General features: G+C 41.9%; 19 protein-coding genes. 9 read left to right on the forward strand and 10 right to left on the reverse strand.

Annotation, left to right across the window (positions count from 1 at the left end; genetic code table 11):
- Positions 1-101 precede the first annotated feature (101 nt).
- Positions 102-1,907, forward strand: coding sequence for a tetratricopeptide repeat protein (locus CYLST_RS09060; RefSeq protein ID WP_015207412.1), 1,806 nt, complete (start codon positions 102-104; stop codon positions 1,905-1,907).
- A 151-nt stretch (positions 1,908-2,058) separates the two neighbouring features.
- On the opposite strand, the gene CYLST_RS09065 is transcribed toward CYLST_RS09060, so the two are convergent.
- The 9 genes from CYLST_RS09065 to CYLST_RS09100 all read right to left on the reverse strand — a co-directional run bounded on the left by CYLST_RS09065 (position 2,059) and on the right by CYLST_RS09100 (position 7,532).
- A complete protein-coding gene (locus CYLST_RS09065; RefSeq protein ID WP_015207413.1) occupies positions 2,059-2,349 on the reverse strand; it encodes a barstar family protein in 291 nt (96 codons plus the stop codon).
- A gap of 178 nt (positions 2,350-2,527) precedes the next feature.
- Entirely contained in the window at positions 2,528-2,677 is a 150-nt protein-coding gene (locus tag CYLST_RS36750; RefSeq protein ID WP_015207414.1) for a DUF6760 family protein, read from the reverse strand.
- Positions 2,674-3,051: a hypothetical protein gene (locus CYLST_RS09070; RefSeq protein ID WP_015207415.1), complete on the reverse strand. Its 378-nt coding sequence runs from the start codon at positions 3,049-3,051 to the stop codon at positions 2,674-2,676. The genes CYLST_RS36750 and CYLST_RS09070 overlap by 4 nt, the downstream gene beginning before the upstream one ends.
- Before the next feature lie 97 nt (positions 3,052-3,148).
- Entirely contained in the window at positions 3,149-3,478 is a 330-nt protein-coding gene (locus CYLST_RS09075; protein WP_015207416.1) for a hypothetical protein, read from the reverse strand.
- A gap of 6 nt (positions 3,479-3,484) precedes the next feature.
- Positions 3,485-3,973, reverse strand: coding sequence for a phage tail protein (locus tag CYLST_RS09080; RefSeq protein ID WP_015207417.1), 489 nt, complete (start codon positions 3,971-3,973; stop codon positions 3,485-3,487).
- A gap of 149 nt (positions 3,974-4,122) precedes the next feature.
- Positions 4,123-4,596, reverse strand: a complete 474-nt coding sequence (locus CYLST_RS09085) for a phage tail protein (RefSeq protein WP_015207418.1) — start codon at positions 4,594-4,596, stop codon at positions 4,123-4,125.
- A 47-nt stretch (positions 4,597-4,643) separates the two neighbouring features.
- A complete protein-coding gene (locus tag CYLST_RS09090) occupies positions 4,644-5,117 on the reverse strand; it encodes a phage tail protein (protein WP_015207419.1) in 474 nt (157 codons plus the stop codon).
- A gap of 126 nt (positions 5,118-5,243) precedes the next feature.
- On the reverse strand, positions 5,244-6,923 hold the full coding sequence (locus CYLST_RS09095; RefSeq protein ID WP_015207420.1) for a phage tail sheath family protein: 1,680 nt from the start codon (positions 6,921-6,923) through the stop codon (positions 5,244-5,246).
- Positions 6,924-6,995: 72 nt separating this feature from the next.
- A complete protein-coding gene (locus CYLST_RS09100; protein WP_015207421.1) occupies positions 6,996-7,532 on the reverse strand; it encodes a Pvc16 family protein in 537 nt (178 codons plus the stop codon).
- Positions 7,533-7,981: 449 nt separating this feature from the next.
- Between CYLST_RS09100 and CYLST_RS09105 the strand changes: the two genes are divergently transcribed.
- The 6 genes from CYLST_RS09105 to CYLST_RS09130 all read left to right on the forward strand — a co-directional run bounded on the left by CYLST_RS09105 (position 7,982) and on the right by CYLST_RS09130 (position 15,206).
- Positions 7,982-9,139 carry a sensor histidine kinase gene (locus CYLST_RS09105; protein ID WP_041233031.1) on the forward strand — a complete coding sequence of 386 codons (1,158 nt, stop codon included), beginning with the start codon at positions 7,982-7,984 and terminating at the stop codon, positions 9,137-9,139.
- Positions 9,140-9,234: 95 nt separating this feature from the next.
- Positions 9,235-9,915: a response regulator gene (locus tag CYLST_RS09110; RefSeq protein ID WP_015207423.1), complete on the forward strand. Its 681-nt coding sequence runs from the start codon at positions 9,235-9,237 to the stop codon at positions 9,913-9,915.
- A 118-nt stretch (positions 9,916-10,033) separates the two neighbouring features.
- Positions 10,034-11,299 carry a Pvc16 family protein gene (locus CYLST_RS09115; RefSeq protein ID WP_015207424.1) on the forward strand — a complete coding sequence of 422 codons (1,266 nt, stop codon included), beginning with the start codon at positions 10,034-10,036 and terminating at the stop codon, positions 11,297-11,299.
- 81 nt (positions 11,300-11,380) lie between these two features.
- Positions 11,381-13,378 carry an ATP-binding protein gene (locus tag CYLST_RS09120; protein WP_015207425.1) on the forward strand — a complete coding sequence of 666 codons (1,998 nt, stop codon included), beginning with the start codon at positions 11,381-11,383 and terminating at the stop codon, positions 13,376-13,378.
- Positions 13,379-13,558: 180 nt separating this feature from the next.
- Entirely contained in the window at positions 13,559-14,623 is a 1,065-nt protein-coding gene (locus CYLST_RS09125) for a hypothetical protein (protein WP_015207426.1), read from the forward strand.
- Between the two features lie 133 nt (positions 14,624-14,756).
- Positions 14,757-15,206 (forward strand): hypothetical protein, encoded by a 450-nt coding sequence (locus tag CYLST_RS09130; RefSeq protein ID WP_041233032.1) that lies wholly within the window; start codon positions 14,757-14,759, stop codon positions 15,204-15,206.
- Positions 15,207-15,248: 42 nt separating this feature from the next.
- On the opposite strand, the gene CYLST_RS34325 is transcribed toward CYLST_RS09130, so the two are convergent.
- Positions 15,249-15,431, reverse strand: coding sequence for a hypothetical protein (locus CYLST_RS34325; protein ID WP_157162551.1), 183 nt, complete (start codon positions 15,429-15,431; stop codon positions 15,249-15,251).
- 154 nt (positions 15,432-15,585) lie between these two features.
- Here CYLST_RS34325 and CYLST_RS35835 point away from each other — a divergent pair, with 154 nt between their 5' ends.
- Both CYLST_RS35835 and CYLST_RS09140 read left to right on the forward strand, forming a co-directional pair.
- Positions 15,586-16,812, forward strand: a complete 1,227-nt coding sequence (locus tag CYLST_RS35835) for a hypothetical protein (RefSeq protein WP_015207428.1) — start codon at positions 15,586-15,588, stop codon at positions 16,810-16,812.
- A gap of 365 nt (positions 16,813-17,177) precedes the next feature.
- Entirely contained in the window at positions 17,178-17,768 is a 591-nt protein-coding gene (locus CYLST_RS09140) for a hypothetical protein (protein WP_157162552.1), read from the forward strand.
- Positions 17,769-17,880: the final 112 nt, after the last annotated feature.

Raw genomic sequence — 17,880 nt, forward strand, 5'->3', positions numbered from 1 at the left:
AAGATAATTTTGGTATATTTAATTGCTGTTGATTTTCTGCTCTGTTATTTGTAAAAAAGTTACGAAGTTAAAAAAAATAATTTATTATGAGACATTTATTGATGAGGACAAAGAAACAGCAGAAATCAGCTAGATACATTCTCACCTCTACAGCCTATCCGTGGTTAAAGACGGGAATTTTTAGTTGTAAATTAACAATAAGTGGTTTGAGTCGGCTGCTAATCTTAGGATTTTTAATTATTAATTTTGGACAAACAAAAATTTCTTTAGCTGAAGAGAAATTAGAAATAAAAGATTTTGATTACTGGGCGGGTTTGTGTAAGCTGCTAGGAGATGAAAAGAAATATAAAGAGGCGATTCCAGCTTGTAACGAAGCGATCGCGATTAAGCCAGAAAATCCAGATATTTGGATAGAGCGAACTGAGGTACTCTTAGGAGATGCCAATTATTCCGAAGCATTAGTGTCTGCTGAACGAGCCTTGCGCCTCAAGCCGAAATATTCCTTAGCTTTAGCCAACAGATGCCAAGCATTATTTAACTTGGGCAAATACGCCGAAGCAGTAGCTGCTTGCGATTTAGCTCTCCGCTCAGATGGAAATTGGGGAGAAAGTACCGCCGTAGTCGCATGGTACAATAAAGGCATAGCACAAAGTAATTTAGGACAGTTTAGCGAAGCGATCGCCTCATTTAATCGCGCCCTAGAAATTAACCCCCAGAACGCTTTAACATTAGTAGACAACTGCCAAGCTCTATCTAAATTGGGCAGATTTGCCGAAGCCATCGCCGCTTGTGACTTGGCACTAAAAACTAATAGCAATTGGGGTAATATCACTCCAGCAATAGCATGGTACAACAAGGGTTTAGCACAGAAAAAAAATAGACAAATTGAGGAATCAATTACCTCTTTTGATCAAGCAATTGCGATTAATTCTAAAGATGCTGATATCTGGATTGAACATGGTAACGCCTTATCTTTATTAGGAAAAATAGATCAAGCAAGCATCTCTTATGAATTTGCTGTAAAACTCAGTCCAAACTATTCTCTAGCCCTAGCAAACCAAGGTGCCAACCTCAACAAAATAGGTACAAAAGAAACATACCAAAAAGCCCTAGAAGTTTGTGAGAAAGCTTTAGAAGGTGATAATAAATGGGGTGATGCCAGTCCGTCTCTAGCTTGGCAAGAACGGGGAATAGCCCTAGCAGGATTGGGGAAATATGAAGAAGGATTAACCTCTATTGATAGGGCAATAGCGCTCAGTGTGAACAGTGCTGAAATCTGGAATAATCGTGCTGCCATGCTGTGGTATTTAGGTAGATATTCAGACGCAATGGCTAGTAGCAATCGCGCCACTAAAATTAATCCTAAATATGCTCAAGCCTGGTTCAACAAAGGTAGAATTCTCCGCACATTAGAACGTTATCGAGAAGCACTAGCAGCTTATGACAAAGCACTGGAGAACATTGGTAATTTAACTGATAATTCCCAGGTAGCAAATATCTGGGCTAACCGTAGTGTAGTTTTGTGGCATTTATCCAGAAATAAAGAAGCTCTGGCATCTGCTGATCGTGCTATTGGCATCAATCCTCAATTATCTCAAGGGTGGTATAACCGAGGTGTAGTTTTATTAGATTTAGCAAGATATAAAGAAGCAGTTACCGCTTACAATCGCGCCAATATCCTGGCTCCCAACAATGCTAATATTTTAGCTGGTAAAGGCATAGCCTTGTTGAGATTGGGTAGACTGCAAGATGCGATCGCCGCTTTTGATGAAACGTTAAAAGTCGACTCTGGGAACTCTTTAGCTATAGCAAATAAAACCATAGCCGAGCAAAGGTTACAAGAACAGTTAGAGCGACAAAAGCCTAAATTACCAAAATTGCCAACAACACCGAGTAAAGGTAGATAGTTACAAATTACAAATCTGCAAAAATATTTCGATCTACCCTCAGTAAATACCTTAAATTCGATAACTGGCCGGTTGCATATGAAACAGGTTTCTAGATTCATTCTTTAACCGTGTTGGTACTTATTGTTTCTGCCATCCATGCTGGTGATTGCTAACAAAGTTCAAACTCAAACCGTGTATCCCATCCCATTTTTTGATCCGATGCCTGCACACTTTGTAAAGCCTTAACAATTTTTTGAAAAGTTTCTCCACCTAGATTTTTATGAGAAATTGCTGAATTATACCAAATTAAATTAACTGGACGTTCTACAACTGTAGTTAGAACATCCCAAAGGGCATCAAGATTATTTCCATAGTATTCGCCAAAGTCAAGTAGTTGAGCAATCTGACGATGAAAGTCATATTCAGTAAAAATTGCTTTACCGTCAAGTAAAATTTCCATAGCTGCTCCTCATACAGCAAAATATCCTACAGTTTTAGCAACTTTTACTGCGGCTGCTAAGGCATCTTACACAGAGGAACCTGACTGATACTTTGCCATCAAAAGTTTTAGCAAACGCTGCACTGGTAATCCAAATGCTAACACCCGCTCCAGTATTAATTTTGTAATGATAAATCGATTATTCTTGTTGTATAATCTTACCAATTTCCCCGACCCAGCGCCGTCGGTCGGGATGTTCTAAACTTAAAATATCTGCCAAACTCCAATGGAAATGATAAGCAATACAGGCTACCTCTTCACTCAGCGCATCAGAAGGGTAGCCGATTATTCCCCCGCTAAAGCTAACTCCACTTGAAAGTTACTACTGCATTGGGGGCATTGCACAGGAATGTAAGCTTCACCTTGCTGATTAATCCGATTATAAAATTCTCGTAAATAGGCAAGATCCCGCGAAAAAAGATTTTCCAATAAATCGGGAGTAATTTCTGTTAAATCACCCAATCGCGTAATTACCCGTGATAGCATCACCAGCACTTTATAGCCTGAACTATCCTGAGCATCGCGGTTTTTTTGGATAATAATTTCATCCTTTGCAGTAGCTAGACGCATCACCCCTTGACGATGCACATTTGCCTCAGCGTCTACTAATCCTTTGGGAAGGGTAAAGTTAAATTCTGTCTGAAGTATATTTTCACTATGCATATAATATTTATTCTCTAAATATAAAGTAAAGCCAATAAATCACGCTTCTACAATTTTTACTGCAACATGTTTTTTAGATTTATCCTTGGCATTTTTACTATTTATCTTCTGCCTCCAGTTTATTAATTTTAACTTCTTCCTCCAATCCATTGATTTGGCGATACAATTGCTGCAAAAAACTTAAATCGCCAGCAAAAAAGTTTTCCACTATTGCAGGCGTGATTTCCTCCAATGCACCCAAACAAGTAATCACACGAGATAAAATGATTACCGTAGCATAAGCTGGATTGGATTTCACGCGGGGGTCACGCAAGGGGACAATTTCATCCATCGCCTTTGATAAACGCATCACACCTTTACGATGCAAATTGCCGTCATCATCTTTATACCCAAAGGGTAAAGTAAACTCAAATTCAGTTTGCAACATCCGACGTTATTTTAGCCTGATTAAATCTTCAATCACTACTTCCACTTCTTCAACTTCAAATTCATTAGCTGAAGCATTCATATCAGTAATTTTATAACTACTAGGCCATCCCCGTTTGAACTCAAATCTGGCAACTTCTAAAGAAGCTTGGTTATAAATGGTCAAAGAACCATCTCGGCGTTGTTTAGCCCAATTACCTTGTTCCACAGCTTTAAACCAGTTCCACATAGTCATGGAAATAGTCATCCCCCGACGCAGGATGAGATTATTGTTTTTGACATTACCAGGTAGTTTAGTCCGGACTACTAAACCAGATTTAGATGCGCCCATTTTCTGGGGTGTAACCTCAGCTATTTCGATGACATCATGGGTACGTTTAAAGCCTTGACATTCCATAAAATAGCCGTCTATTGGTTCCTGGCTACCATCAAGTTTTAGTTCTAGGTAAAATCTGGAATTAGTGAGAATTTCAGGAACTTCATTTCCATTTGCCATAGTGTTTCTAGCCTCAAAATAAAGACAAAAGGTAAAAGACAAAAAACAGAATAGCTATTATCTGTATCTTGCTTTCACCTTTTTATTTTCTACTTTTGATAAATCACCTATCAATTCAGTCAGATAGGGCAACTTTCACTTGATCAGTTTTACTTGATACGATGTAATGACTCATAGGCAAACTCTACTGTTTCTGTAGATAGTCCTTCTTCACCGGCAGCCAATTTAGAAGATTTATAACTTTGGGGCATGATCCCTGTCAAATTCCAACGAGCTGCTTCCTCACCCCCTTGATTATAAAGTATAATCGAGCCAGTTTTACGTACCCCTTTAGTTTGTGTGCCTCCCCCAGCAATTGGCTCAGAGTGAGACTGACTATACCATTCAACTAACCTTTTGTCTTGAACAGTAGCGACAAACTCGACAGTTACTTTACCGTTAGTTACCCCTGTAACTGTTGCTTGAATCGCGCTTTTTCCTCCCTTGGAGACACCAAAGGACTTTTTATCACCAGCAGTTTGGAGAGTGTTACCTACCCCACTCACTTTCTTGACAATCAGATCGTCCAAGCCATCTAAGTTGAAATAAAACTTGGAACAAGAAAGAATCTCATCTTTAGCCATTGAATACCACCTATTTATTTACGGAAAACTCTGAGCAATTTTTTCTGTTATACAATCCGGTTGATTTGTTCGCAGACAATCTCAAAAGTTTCGACGGCTAAGTCTTTACTTTCAGCAGTAAAATCTGACACCTTATAAGACTTAATCCAAGCGTTAGCTAAATTCCAGCGTATTACTTCTGTATCTTCACTATCGTAGGCAACGATGGAACCATTTTTCCGGTTACTGTTCCACTTCCCATCCCCACCTTCACTTTTGGGCATGCTACCTTTCATCCAGTTATAAAAGTCCATGTCCCCTTCAACGACATATACCTCAATAGTGACGTTGGGATTTTCTTCAAAACCCCCAGAGGTAGTTTGCCAAAGTGTTTTGCCACCTTTAGTTGATGCTAGAGGTTTTTCATGACCAGCGGTTTGACCGGCAAAACTTACTTCTGTAACACTCTTAATCAACTTATTCGTCAAACCGTCAAATTCCACGTAATACCTACTATTAGGAATCGGTGTTAACTGAGCCATATTTTTAATCCTTTAAAAGGCTAAATTTCAGATGAGAAAAGTCAAAATCTAGCAGTACAAGCTAGGAATATTTAAAATTTATCCTTGTACAGACGCAATGTTATTCGCGTCTGTACTTTGAACTTATTACTGGTTAGGTGACCACTGACTAAAGCGGAAGATCACAAATTCGGCAGGTCTAACGGGACAAACACCAACTTCGATGTACAAACGACCCAACATCATAGTTTCGTGAGTGTTGATGCTGGCGTCGCACTTGACGTAAAAGGCTTCAGCCGCAGTACCTCCGAATAAAGCACCTTCCCGCCAGAGTCTTTCTAAGAAACTGGTTACGGTACGGGTGACACGGGCCCACAAATCTTGATCGTTAGGCTCAAACACAACCCATTGAGTTCCCAGTTCTACAGATTTCTCAATGTAGCTCATCAAGCGACGAACGCTGATGTAACGCCATTGGACGTTATCTGGTTCTACCAAAGTTCGAGCGCCCCAAATACGAATACCTCGGTTGGGAAAGGTGCGGATACAGTTGATTCCCAAGGGGTTCAGCAGTTCTTGTTCACGCAAGTTGGTTTCATAGGCCAAACCAATTACACCTCTGGGTGTATCGTTAGCTGGTGCTTTATAAACTCCTCTGGTTTCATCTGTCCGACACCAGACTCCTAGCATGTGACCAGAAGGCGGAACCATAATTGGTCTACCACCGTTGCGGGGGTTGGGGACTTTGATCCAAGGGTAGTAGAGGGCGGCAAATTGCGATCGCCGATTAAACGCACTCAACCACTGAGCAACGTGCTGGGGCTTCATCTGGCTGGGGGGTACTGGCGCACCACCACCCTTGCAAGGTGGTGGGTCTAAAGCCACCATCCGGCCAGGCGCATTGCCTTCACACATGCTAACAAGGGCTTCCATAATCCCATGCACCTGATCCAGGTTGAGGATGCCACTTTGATATGCCCGCATCAAATCGGGGAAGGAAAGCATGGTAATTTCGTCAATTTCAAAAATACCTTGCAGACCTGTGCGATCGTCTCTTACCCCTTGGACATCCCGTGGGAAACGGTCTGGGGTAGATACCACTGGTGGTGGGGTCACCTCGTACATCCCATTTGCTGGACGGCGAGATAGAGGTTGTCCTGGTGTACCCAAGTCAGCCACATTCAAAAACGGAGAATCCTGAAGCGCAGTTACAGCATAAGTCCCTACTTGGGCTTCAACTTCTGGGTTCATCGACAAGTGATCGTACTGTTCCAGAACTTCTCCATCCCGGCTGACAATAACTTTGAAGAATTCACCAGTATTTAAAGGTGGTTCAGCTTCCGGGCTTCCTGGTGGTAGAGGTTCACTTTCGATGATCGAAATATTAATTCGTCCCGCTGCTGCTGGTTGGTCATTGGCATCTTCATCTTCTGCCGGCTTCAGAGCAAACTGCAAAGAGGGACGATTGCCAGTAGTACGAATCTTCAGAGCAGTTTCTTCTGCTGGCGGTAGGGCTGTACCTGGGAGTTTTGTACCAATACTAGCTACCCAACAACGCCCACCACCGTTAAGAAACCAACCGTTGACAGCAAAGGGTAGATAAGCATCAAAATCTGTATAGCCATCGGAACCTTGTTTGGCAAAGTATTCCAGGTACTCATTCCATGATGTCACCAACATCGGTTTAAATATTTCGGCATCACCACGCACATCTTCTGTAAAGCCGATAAACCCAGCAATATTCGTACTTACACCCTCTATTGGGCGGCTACCTCTATCTACTTCTTCGACGTAGACACCAGGAGCAAAGTAATCTAATCTAGGCATAGTGGGTGATTTTCCTTTATTTACTTAATAACAGTCCTTAATCCTTAGTTTTTAATCCTCTGAACCAATAACTTAACTGTTGGTTTTAATCAACATTTCTTGATTAGTCTTGGTCAAAGGATAGCTTTGTAGGTTGAAGGGGATTGTCAGCGTCACATACAAAGCTGGACGTAATGGGACACCCAGCGCACTCCACAAAGCGGCAGCATCGATAGGATGGACAGCAGAAACGGTCATCGACAATTCGCCATGACCGCGTAGTACTGGGGCCAGCATCTCCTCTCGTAACGATTGGTGATGCAAAAGTAGTATCAATGCCTCTGACAGCAGACGCTGTTCGCCCAAACAGGTGTTGTCCCAGGCGCTTACCAAGAATGACACATCAAACCACCTAGGTGATGGTAGGGGCGGTATTCCCTGCTTTGCAGAATGCTGACAATAGGATTGCCGTATATAAACATTTTCCCGGATGTTGTAACAGTACAAGTTCAGCCTGGGGTTAACATTCTGTCCTACACCAGGGTGGTGGAAATCAATTTGCTCTGTACTGACCAGGGAAATCCCGCCAGCTAATATTTCTGCTAAAGTTTGGGTAGCAGCTGAGATCATAAGACACAACAGCAGGGTTCCTTAAATGTGCCCCCAATCAGTCTGAATGGGTATATTTGATGCCATCATACTGGTTTACGGAGGTGGGAGCGTCCCTATCAGAGTTGCTGATGCAGGTAACATAGGGTAACTACTTTGCTACCTGCCCTATAGAAAAGCGGAGGGTCTAGAGAACTAAATAAACCTTTGAGTCAGGCTTTTATTTCTATTGATTTGCCACTTGTAGGTAGTTGTTTATAGCTTAGAGATCCAGTAGTCGAGTGGTTATTAGACTTTGGTCGATATTCTAAATAATTGTTTTAAATTGGTTAAATGACAAGTTTGTGAGTATAAACTGAATCAGTCAGTATTTATACAGTAAGAAGCACAAGTGCCAGAGGTGAAAAATCTCTAAGGACTTGTAGCATTTGCAACGCTTCTTACTTTTCGAGTATGCCGGAGAGAAAAAGATGAAGGTTGCTACTCAAAAGTTAACGGCTCACATCCATCTACCTTCCTCCCCGAACAATTCGCCAAGCAAGTTATCGGCAGCTGATGTTAACAAGATGTGTAAACTGATTGTTCAACAGTTAGCAACCTTACTATCGACTGGGGCTGTTTGGACTGTATATCAAGACCTGGATACAGGAGGACGTCAATTAGTTACTGAATATACAGCAGATGCTCAAACATCTCGGAGGACAAATCGCTTTAGCTCTAGGGAATCTCACCTCGATCTTTTATATCTGCATCAAGAACAATGGTTGTCTGCCGATTTACCGTTGCTCAAAATCACTGAATTCCGCTTAACCAAACATCATGCCTATGTTTGTTGTGTGGGTGAGCAGAGTTTAAAAGCAGCAGAATATATTTTTATATGTACTGATGAACCGCTCTCGCCTGGACAGCAACAGTTGCTACTGGGCAATGCTCAGATCCTGAGTCAGTATTTAGCTATGTATAAAGAGCGATCGCACAATCTGGCAGAAATTGCTTCTTTATCCCAAGCACTGGGACGGGCAGAACATCAACTGCGGAATCCTTTGGCACTAATTAATCTTTATGCTGAAAATCTCCGCTTGGCCTTGCCATCTGGCATTTTGCAAGAACAAGCAACCCTAATTCGCAAAACAGCAGATGAACTCAGTTCTAAGTTGACCGATTTGCTCTACTATGGGCAACGGGCAAGATTACAAATTAAGCAGTATGACTTGTCAACAATTATTGCTGAGAGCATTAAAGGTCTGCAACCCTGGCTGGAGAAAAAAAAATTACAAATATGCTGTCCCGATAAGCCTGTGGTTGTGACAGTTGATAGCTGGCAGATGAAACAGGTTTTTGACAATTTATTGACTAATGCTGTTCATTTTAGCCCAGAAGGTGGGACGGTGAGCTGCAATTGGCATATTTATAGTCATGAAGTTTTGGTAGAAATTTGCGATCGCGGTTCCGGAATTTCCGAAGACGACTTGAAGCTAATATTTAAACCTTATTATTCTCGGCGTCTGGGGGGCACTGGGTTAGGGTTAGCGATCGCTCAAAAAATTATTCTTGACCATCAAGGCAACTTGTGGGCAGAAAATCTCCCTGAAGGTGGCGCTCAATTCTCCTTTACCCTACCGCGATAACAAATAATAAGGTACTGATGTAAAACAAGAAACGAGCAAGAAGTGGAAATTAGTCATTCCACTCTCTTTGATGAATCAGGGAAATAACCATAACCATGAACGGGAAAAAAGAGCTAATCTCAATTCTGCTTGTAGATGACGAACCCCACTTTCGGCAAGGAATACGCACTTTATTAAACTTTTACAACAATAGCAGTGGTGTAGACTTAGATATTGTGGGTGAGGCAGCTTCCGTTGAGCAAGCATTGAAGTTAACTGCTGAACAACATCCCGCTTTGATTTTACTGGACTTAGAACTGCCTCCAGATGATGGAATTACTGCCCTACTCCGCCTCGGAGAATTGTCTTATCACGGTAAAGTGCTAATCTTGTCAGCACACCAGCAAGATGAATGGGTATTTCGAGCCATGCAAGCTGGCGCTTGGGGTTACGTTTTTAAAGACCAATTGGCTACCCAATTATGTCAAGCTATCTCCACTGTAATGGATAACAAAGTATATTTACCCCCAGAAGTAGCTACTGGCTTTTTTCGTTTGTTTCACTATTACACTGGTCACTCCCTCAACTCTGGTAATGGCATTCACTTAACCGAACGAGAGCGAGAAGTATTAAACTGGTTAGTCCAAGGAGCTTCTAATGAACAAATAGCCGGACATCTTTATATTACAGTTGCCACCGTCAAAGCTCATTTAACAGCAATATTTGAAAAATTAGGCGTAACTAGCCGCACCCAGGCAATTGTTAAAGCTTTAAAGTTGGGTTTAGTTTGCCCCTAGAGGCAATAGGTAATAGGCAATAGGCAAATGACTAATGACTAATGACTAATGACTAATGACTAATGACTAATGACTAATGACTAATGAATAATGACTAATGACTAATGACTAATAACAAATGAGTAATTATTTAGCTATTGCCACTGCAACTGCGACTCTACAAAGAACTTTGCAGGCCAGTGTACAAGGAGAAGTGGATGGCGCGAGGGTAACAACTCTCAGACCTGATCGCTTAAATAGTGGATCACCAGAAGCAGGAATTAACATTTTTCTTTACGACATTTTACTTAATCCTGCTTGGCGCAGTGCTGATTTACGTCAACGCTACTCGGAAGAAAAATTTGTTAAACGATTGCAAACAGGTTTGGATCTCTACTACTTGTTGACTACCTATGGAAATGAGGTGGAGTTAGAACCACAACGGCTGATGGGTAGCGTCATTCGCACCTTGAATAGTAAATCAATTATTAACCAGCAGACGATTCGGGACACAGTAGCAGACTCAACTTTTACGTTTTTAGTAGGTTCTGACCTCGACGCGCAAGTAGAAGCGATTACGATTACTCCCACTGACCTGAATATCGAAGAAATATCTAAAATTTGGTCTACACTTTTTCAGACTCCTTACTCATTATCGATAGCTTATAAAGCGAGTGTGGTCTTGATTGACGGTGGTGATATCCCCAAAAAACCCTTACCTGTCAAAAATCTTCAGCGCCATGTTACACCATACCAACCAGCGATCGCGCAAATCAAGGTACTAGAAGAACTATCCAAACTCTGGAAAGCCCCGCAAGCGCCAGTATCCTTGATTCTTGCTACCAGCACATTGCTAATTCAGGGCGACAAGTTAAGCGCAGATATTACTGAAGTAAGCATCGGGAATGTGAAAATAGTCGCCGAAACAGTAACCGATAAGCAGATTACTCTAAATCTCTCGTCAATACCGATAGAATCCCTGCGGGCAGGTGTCCAGAGTTTACAGGTAATTCACCCTCGTCAACAGGTCACCTCTAATGTAATGCCGATTATGTTGCGCCCGACAATTCAAGCGATCAGTTTGTCTAATCAACAGAGTAAAGATGATGACACGCGATCAGCTGATGTCACTGTAGAAGTCGATTTCGCAATTGATCCAGGGCAACGAGTAACTTTGATCTTGACTGAACTTTCAGTTTCACAATGGTCAGGTTACAGCTTCGACCAAACTAAGAATAGACGCGCCAATTCCCACTTAATTACCTTCGCAATTACCGATTGTTTGCCAGGAACCTATCTAGTCCGTTTGGCTGTAGACGGTGCAGAAAGTTTGCTGACAGTTGATACAGATCGCCAAAGTTCGACGTTCGAGCAGTATATTGCACCTATTTTGGTGATTTCATGATCAGCAAATGTAGAAATGTTGTCGGCAATGTTTCTACATTTTTCCTAATTTAAATTAGTGCCAATTAGTGCCAAAATTTATATGAAAAGTCAAATATTAACTAATAACTTACAACTGACAACCGACAATTTTGAATGGTACGAAGCAAACCAGGGTTACTTGAGCAGCGCCCTGGCTGTAGTACGTAATGCGTTGGCAGAGGAGGATGTTAATAAAAAGTCACCCCAACTGATGACTCCATTACCCCACCTGGCACCGCCAGCACTGATCACACTTTGCGATACCTTCGATTTGTCAGATTTTGAGCGAGGTGTGCTGCTGCTGTGTGCGGGCATGGAATTAGATGCGAGTTGGGGGCCTTTATGCGCCAACGCCAGAGGTAATCATCCAAAACAGCCCTATCCAACTTTTAGTTTAGGGATGATATTACCGGGGGCTTATTGGGGCGCTTTGGCACCCACTGCACCTTTGCGGCGATGGCAGTTAATTGAAATCAGTGAAGGGGCTGCCCTGACTTTAAGTCCGCTGCGGATTAATGAACGAGTGTTGCATTATCTGATCCTGGGTGACAAGCATCTAGATGAGCGGTTGCGGGGGATTGTTGAACCGTTGGCGGCGACAAGTGAAACTCATGTACCATCCCATTGGCAGCTAGCTAAACAAGTAGCAACGACGTGGATACAAGCCCCAGAAGGAGCAGGATTTCCAGTGGTGCAGTTGTGTGGGGACGAAGTTGGGAGTAAAAGAGCGATCGCATCCACAGCTTGCAAAGATCTCAATCTCAATTTATACATCATGTCCGCTGGGGCAATTTTCAGCCTTCGCAATAGCGAGATTAATGACTTATTGCGCCTGTGGGAACGGGAAGCAATATTGACTAATAGCGCTTTGTTGCTAGATTGCGACGAAGTCAGGATCATAGATCCAGCTAGAGATCAAGCGATCGCACAATTAATCGACAATATCTCTAGTGCTTTAATTATTACCAGCCGTGACAGAAGGCGATCGCTCCAACGTCCCCTAATCAACATCGAAGTCCACAAACCCAGCGCTCCAGAACAACGGCAGATTTGGCAAAATGTACTCGGCGAAACAGCCACCAGCCTCAACGGCAACGTCGAAACCTTAGTCTCTCACTTCAGCCTGAATGCCGCGACAATTCATACAGTCTGGGCCGAAGCTAGAGGAAAGTCAAAAATCGAAAACAGTGACAACTCAGAACTCAGCACCATCCTTTGGGATACCTGCCGTTCTCAAGCACGTCCGCGTTTAAATGACTTAGCCCAACCAATAGAAGCCGGTTCCACCTGGGATGATTTAGTATTGCCAGAGGCACAGCGCCAAGTATTACGAGATATTGCTGCCCATGTTCGCCAACGGGCGAAAGTATATGAAAAATGGGGATTTGGCAACAAAGGCGGGCGCGGTTTAGGCATCAGCGCCTTATTTGCCGGAGCCAGCGGCACCGGTAAAACAATGGCAGCAGAAGTCATCGCCGACGAACTACGCTTAGACTTGTACCGCATCGATTTAAGTCAGGTGGTTAGTAAGTATATTGGCGAGACAGAGAAAAACTTGCGCCAAGTATTTGATGCAGCAGAAGTTGGGGGAGCAATTTTGCTCTTTGATGAAGCAGATGCCCTATTTGGTAAGCGTAGCGAAGTCAAAGACAGTCATGATCGCCATGCCAACATTGAAGTCGGCTACTTGCTGCAACGCATGGAAGCTTATCGGGGTTTAGCAATACTCACCACCAACTTAAAAAATTCACTCGATCAGGCTTTTATGCGCCGGATTCGGTTTATCGTTCAGTTCCCCTTCCCCGATATCAACCAACGGGCCGAGATTTGGCAGCGCATCTTCCCCAAAGCCACCCCAACCCAAGGCTTAGATGCCAATAAATTAGCGAAGTTAAATGTATCTGGTGGTAATATTCGCAACATTGCCCTGAATGCAGCTTTTCTAGCAGCTGACGCTGGGGAGCCTGTAGAGATGAAGCATATTTTACAGGCGGCTAAGAGCGAGTATGCCAAGCTGGAACGACCAATGACAGATACAGAGGTCAAAGGCTGGGTTTAACAATAGCACTTTTTTACAAATTGTAAATATGTACTAATTACACATTTAAACGCTGTGTGTACGTCTAGAAAATGCCAAATTTTTACTTCTAAATGAGTGTAATAATAGACACAATAGAAAGTGAACGAGAAGCCGCGAGACTTTCCACTCTGGCAGAATCAAACTTAGAGGATTGAGATCATGTATAGCGGACAGTACAAAAAAGTTAAAACTTCTGCAAATTCCTCAGACAAACCAGGGCCGAGTCGGTTTGCACCGCGTGGCTTTGTCGTCCACCCGAAAGCCGAGGAAATCAAGCCTCAACCAGAACAAAAACCAGAAGAACAAACTCAAGGGGAAAAATCAAAGGAAGTTGGTAAGAGTTTCATCGATGGAGCGCTATTTGCTCATCGTCCAACACCACCAAAACCACCCAGAATTCAGATGAAGCTTGCTATCGGTCAGCCTGGCGACAAGATAGATATTCAAACGCAATCTCCCAACAATCTTGTTCAGTGCAAGCTGGTCACAATTGGCACGGAAAAGGTAAATGTTGCCAACGACAAAGAAGAAAAGGAAGCAAATCGGATTATTAAAGCTATCAAAGATAAGTACGGAATTGACATTTCCTCACAGTCAGGTGTTAACGCGATTAAACTAGACTATGACCAAGTTCCAGACAGTGTAAAAAATAGTCTAAGTACTAAAGAATGGGAGTTGAAGGAACTTAAAGCTTTAGAAAAAGCACTTCAACACTTTGCTCCTATTTTGGGTACAAGACGAAAAGCATCTTCTCGTGCAGGTAAAGATCAGGAAATTACCTCAGCCAGCAAGATAGATCAGGCTATTGATGCTAACGATGCTTCTGGTGTTTTAGACAATACCACTGTTGGCGAATACTTCGGAAGTTCCAAAAATTTCAGTATGTTTCGCGCTGGTACAGATGACAAAGCAGACTTCAATGACAACGATAAACAGCTTAAAGGCACTGCTGTTCATGAAATTGCTCATGGACTGCTGAGTTACGCTCTGAATGATTATGTTGCAGCCCTTGACTACTGGACTAATAAAAATTCAAAAAGTGGTAAGGCGGGGGCTGAAGCTCCGATTACTGTATATGGCGAGACAAATGCCAGCGAAGATTTATCGGAAGCAGTGATGTATTACTTTGTAGAAAATAAAACATTAAAAACAAAGTGTCCCAAGCGTTATGAATTCATCAAAAAAACGGTCAAGGATTGGACAAAAAACAATAAGAAGCCATAGAAACATATTGCTAAATAAACAAAAAATATTTTTGTCTATACCAATTCTTCTAGTAGTTACGTTAAGCGGCTGCATTGGCAAAACTACTGCTTACCCTTCCTATCAGTCAAATATCATCAAGGCAAGTTTTAATATGACAAATAATACTTTCGATTTGGATGATTTTCTTGCTTTCAGGAATCTGTCAATGGAGGAAATTCGCACTCGCCTTTCCATTTCAGAAGAAAATACTGAGCAGAATGTCGGATATGAAAAATTGACTCAATTGACTCTCTTCCATAATCCAAATGCTCATTTTGGATATTTCTATTTCCGAGATGGAAAGTTGGTAATGCTGTATGTAGGCGATCATGAACAAGTGGAACAACTAGATCCAAAAGTCTTGGAAGAGAAGCTTGGAGGACGGGGTATAAGGCTACGATCTAGGGCGGGAAAGCGCTTTAATCACTATGTTTATCCAGACAAAGGAGTAGCTTTTTCTGCGGATAGTCAAAGTGTAAGTTTTATAGAAATTTTTCCTCCTACATCGATAGAAGCATACAAGGCAGACATCTACGAAGAAGTCCCACCATTTATTAAGTAGGTTGAATGATTTAGAAGTGCTGTTTTCACATAATTTGGCTATCTACGATCGCGCTTTTGGATCGCGATTACCTGGGTTTTGGAGAGCAACCACTAACCCCGTACTAATTATGCTATCAACAACAGTGGCGATCGCTCTATATTTCTGCTGTGCGACCAGCCACACTGCGCGACGGCGCGTAGTGCTGGTGCTTTGGTGCAGATCGCATTTGTAACCAGATTGCAAAGATAAAGAGTAGCAAATTTATTCTTTCTGTAAAAAATCATCGCGATCACTAACAACTGCCAAGAACATAGTGCCAAAATCATGACACCTAAAGTCTTGGGGCTTGTCGGCAAAGATTTGATACTGGTACGAAAACTCTTGGAAGATCGAGTGAATGTATAGCGGACAGCACAGAAGCACCAAAAATTCGGCCAACTCATCAGATAAACCTGCGCCGAGTCAGTTCGCACCGCGTGGCTTTGTCGTCCAGCCCAAAGCTGAAGAAGTGGCGCCCCAACAAGAACAAACGCCTGAGTCAGAGACTCAACAAGAAGAGACAAAGCAGGATCAAGGTGGCTTGATAGATTTCTCAAAACTTAGACCCCGTCCGTCCCCAGCCAGGACACCACGATTGCAGATGAAGCTCACAATCGGTCAGCCAGGTGATAAGTATGAGCAAGAGGGTGATCAAATGGCTCAGGATGTGGTGCAGCAGAATGGTAGCACAGTACAACGGGTGCAGCCCCAGGAAATAGGAAAAAAGTCTGCCACTTCGCTGGGAGAAAATGAGTTGATGAAGGAAGAATTGGAGTTTGGGGTTCATCAGCAAACCCAAACCGATTTAGTGCAGCTAGCTCCGAAGAAGAGCGATTATGGAACCTTTGAGGACAAAAAATACGAATTTATCGAGGGCAACAAAAAAGTTGATTTTGAATTAGAGTTTACACCGAATGATAAAGCTGATGCGATCAAGGTTGGATTAACCCAAGATATAAAAAACATACAAGGAGGAAATATTCAGGCCATAGACCCTAATGCAGCCACTAAAATGACACCTGAAGGTTATAGGATTGATCGCGTTTCTAATGCGCGTAATCCTTTATATGCTACCTTGCCAGAACCTACTTCGGATGCGGATAAAAATAAATTAGCAGCATATAAAACCACTGATTTTTGGGGGCAACACGCTGAAAAAGGCGACTCCGGTTGGACTAAAGCCATTCTCAAGGATAAACCTACTGTAGACGGAGGAAATAATTCAAGTAAAGAGTTTGAAACCACGGCTTTAGCTATAGATGGTAAACAGAAGGATACCTATTATGGTTCTGTAAAATGGGGATGGAAAAAAGATGCATCAGGAAAAGTTTCTCTAGTCGATTTTGATATTGTATCTATGGGGAAACCGTCCAAAAACTTCATTGCTGCCGCAAAAAAATGGAACGCAGGCAAAACTAGAGGGACATTAGTGCCTAAAGCTGACGGAACAAAAGTGTATGATGGTAGTCTCAAAGAAAAATTTACAATTGATACTAAGACAGAGGCAATTCAGAAGCAAACCGCTGCTGCAAACAACATTATTTATGTTTCAATTGAAGTGATCAGTGAAGGAACAAATAAATGAGCAACTGGTTTTGTTAAAGCAGATGATCTACGAGATAAAGGAGATGGCAAAGAAACAGTTAACTTACCTATCCCTAAGTAAGTAAAATTTATAGCTGAGGTGGGATAAAAAAAGAAATAACTCCAGTTTTTAAATACAAAATATATTAACAAACCTGGTACTACATTCAACTCAGGTAGTGAGCATTTGGTAAAAGAATAATGAATACAGTGATAATCACCCTGATAATGTTTTGCTCAAAAATAAAGTCCATGATGATATTTTCATTGTTATTAGCTAGTACATTACTAATCTCAGGATCATCTTATCGGACTTCAACTATACATCTAGCTAAAACCAAATTACAGATATCGAGTACTGATCATATGACTACTTTAGACTCAAACGATCTAGCCGAAAAACTAGTAAACGGTTTTTACGGAGATTTTTTTAATTACTTAGTACGTGATGATATTATTGAAAGCATTTGGAATGCACCTAACAGCCTCCAAAAATTGGAGCATCTGATTAAAGATGTGAACGCACCCATGAAGGCACGCTTTCTAGCTTGTGAGGTATTATTTGAAAAACATTTTATTTTCGTTCCAGATGTCGGCTCGGAAACAGTAGCAGAAATATATGCACAAGCATTACTAAATAATTACACAGAGATGGCTAATTCGTGGGGATTTCTATATGAACATAACGATGAAGGCCCTGTAGGTATCAGATTTGTAATGATCGGGATAGAAGCAGTTCCTGTATTAGTAAAACTGTTAGATAATAATGATCAAAGTATGTTATACAATGGCAGCCAAGAAGCGATGCTTGGTAATTCCTATCAATTCCGTATTAAGGATTATGCCGCTTTTTATATTAGTAAAATCAAGAGAATTCCTGTCCAATATCACCAAGATCCCCAAGAACGTGATGCAGAAATAGAGAAGTTAAAATTTGCTTTAGCGCATGATCAATAAGATCAGCTTTATGAAGACCAGCTAGATAAGATCCGTGATCTATAGAGCGTAAAAAACTGGCGGAAGACATAACTGGGTGGTTAGAATCCGGTAGTAAAGAACAGCAGAATGA

Source organism: Cylindrospermum stagnale PCC 7417, assembly GCF_000317535.1.
GTDB lineage: Bacteria > Cyanobacteriota > Cyanobacteriia > Cyanobacteriales > Nostocaceae > Cylindrospermum > Cylindrospermum stagnale.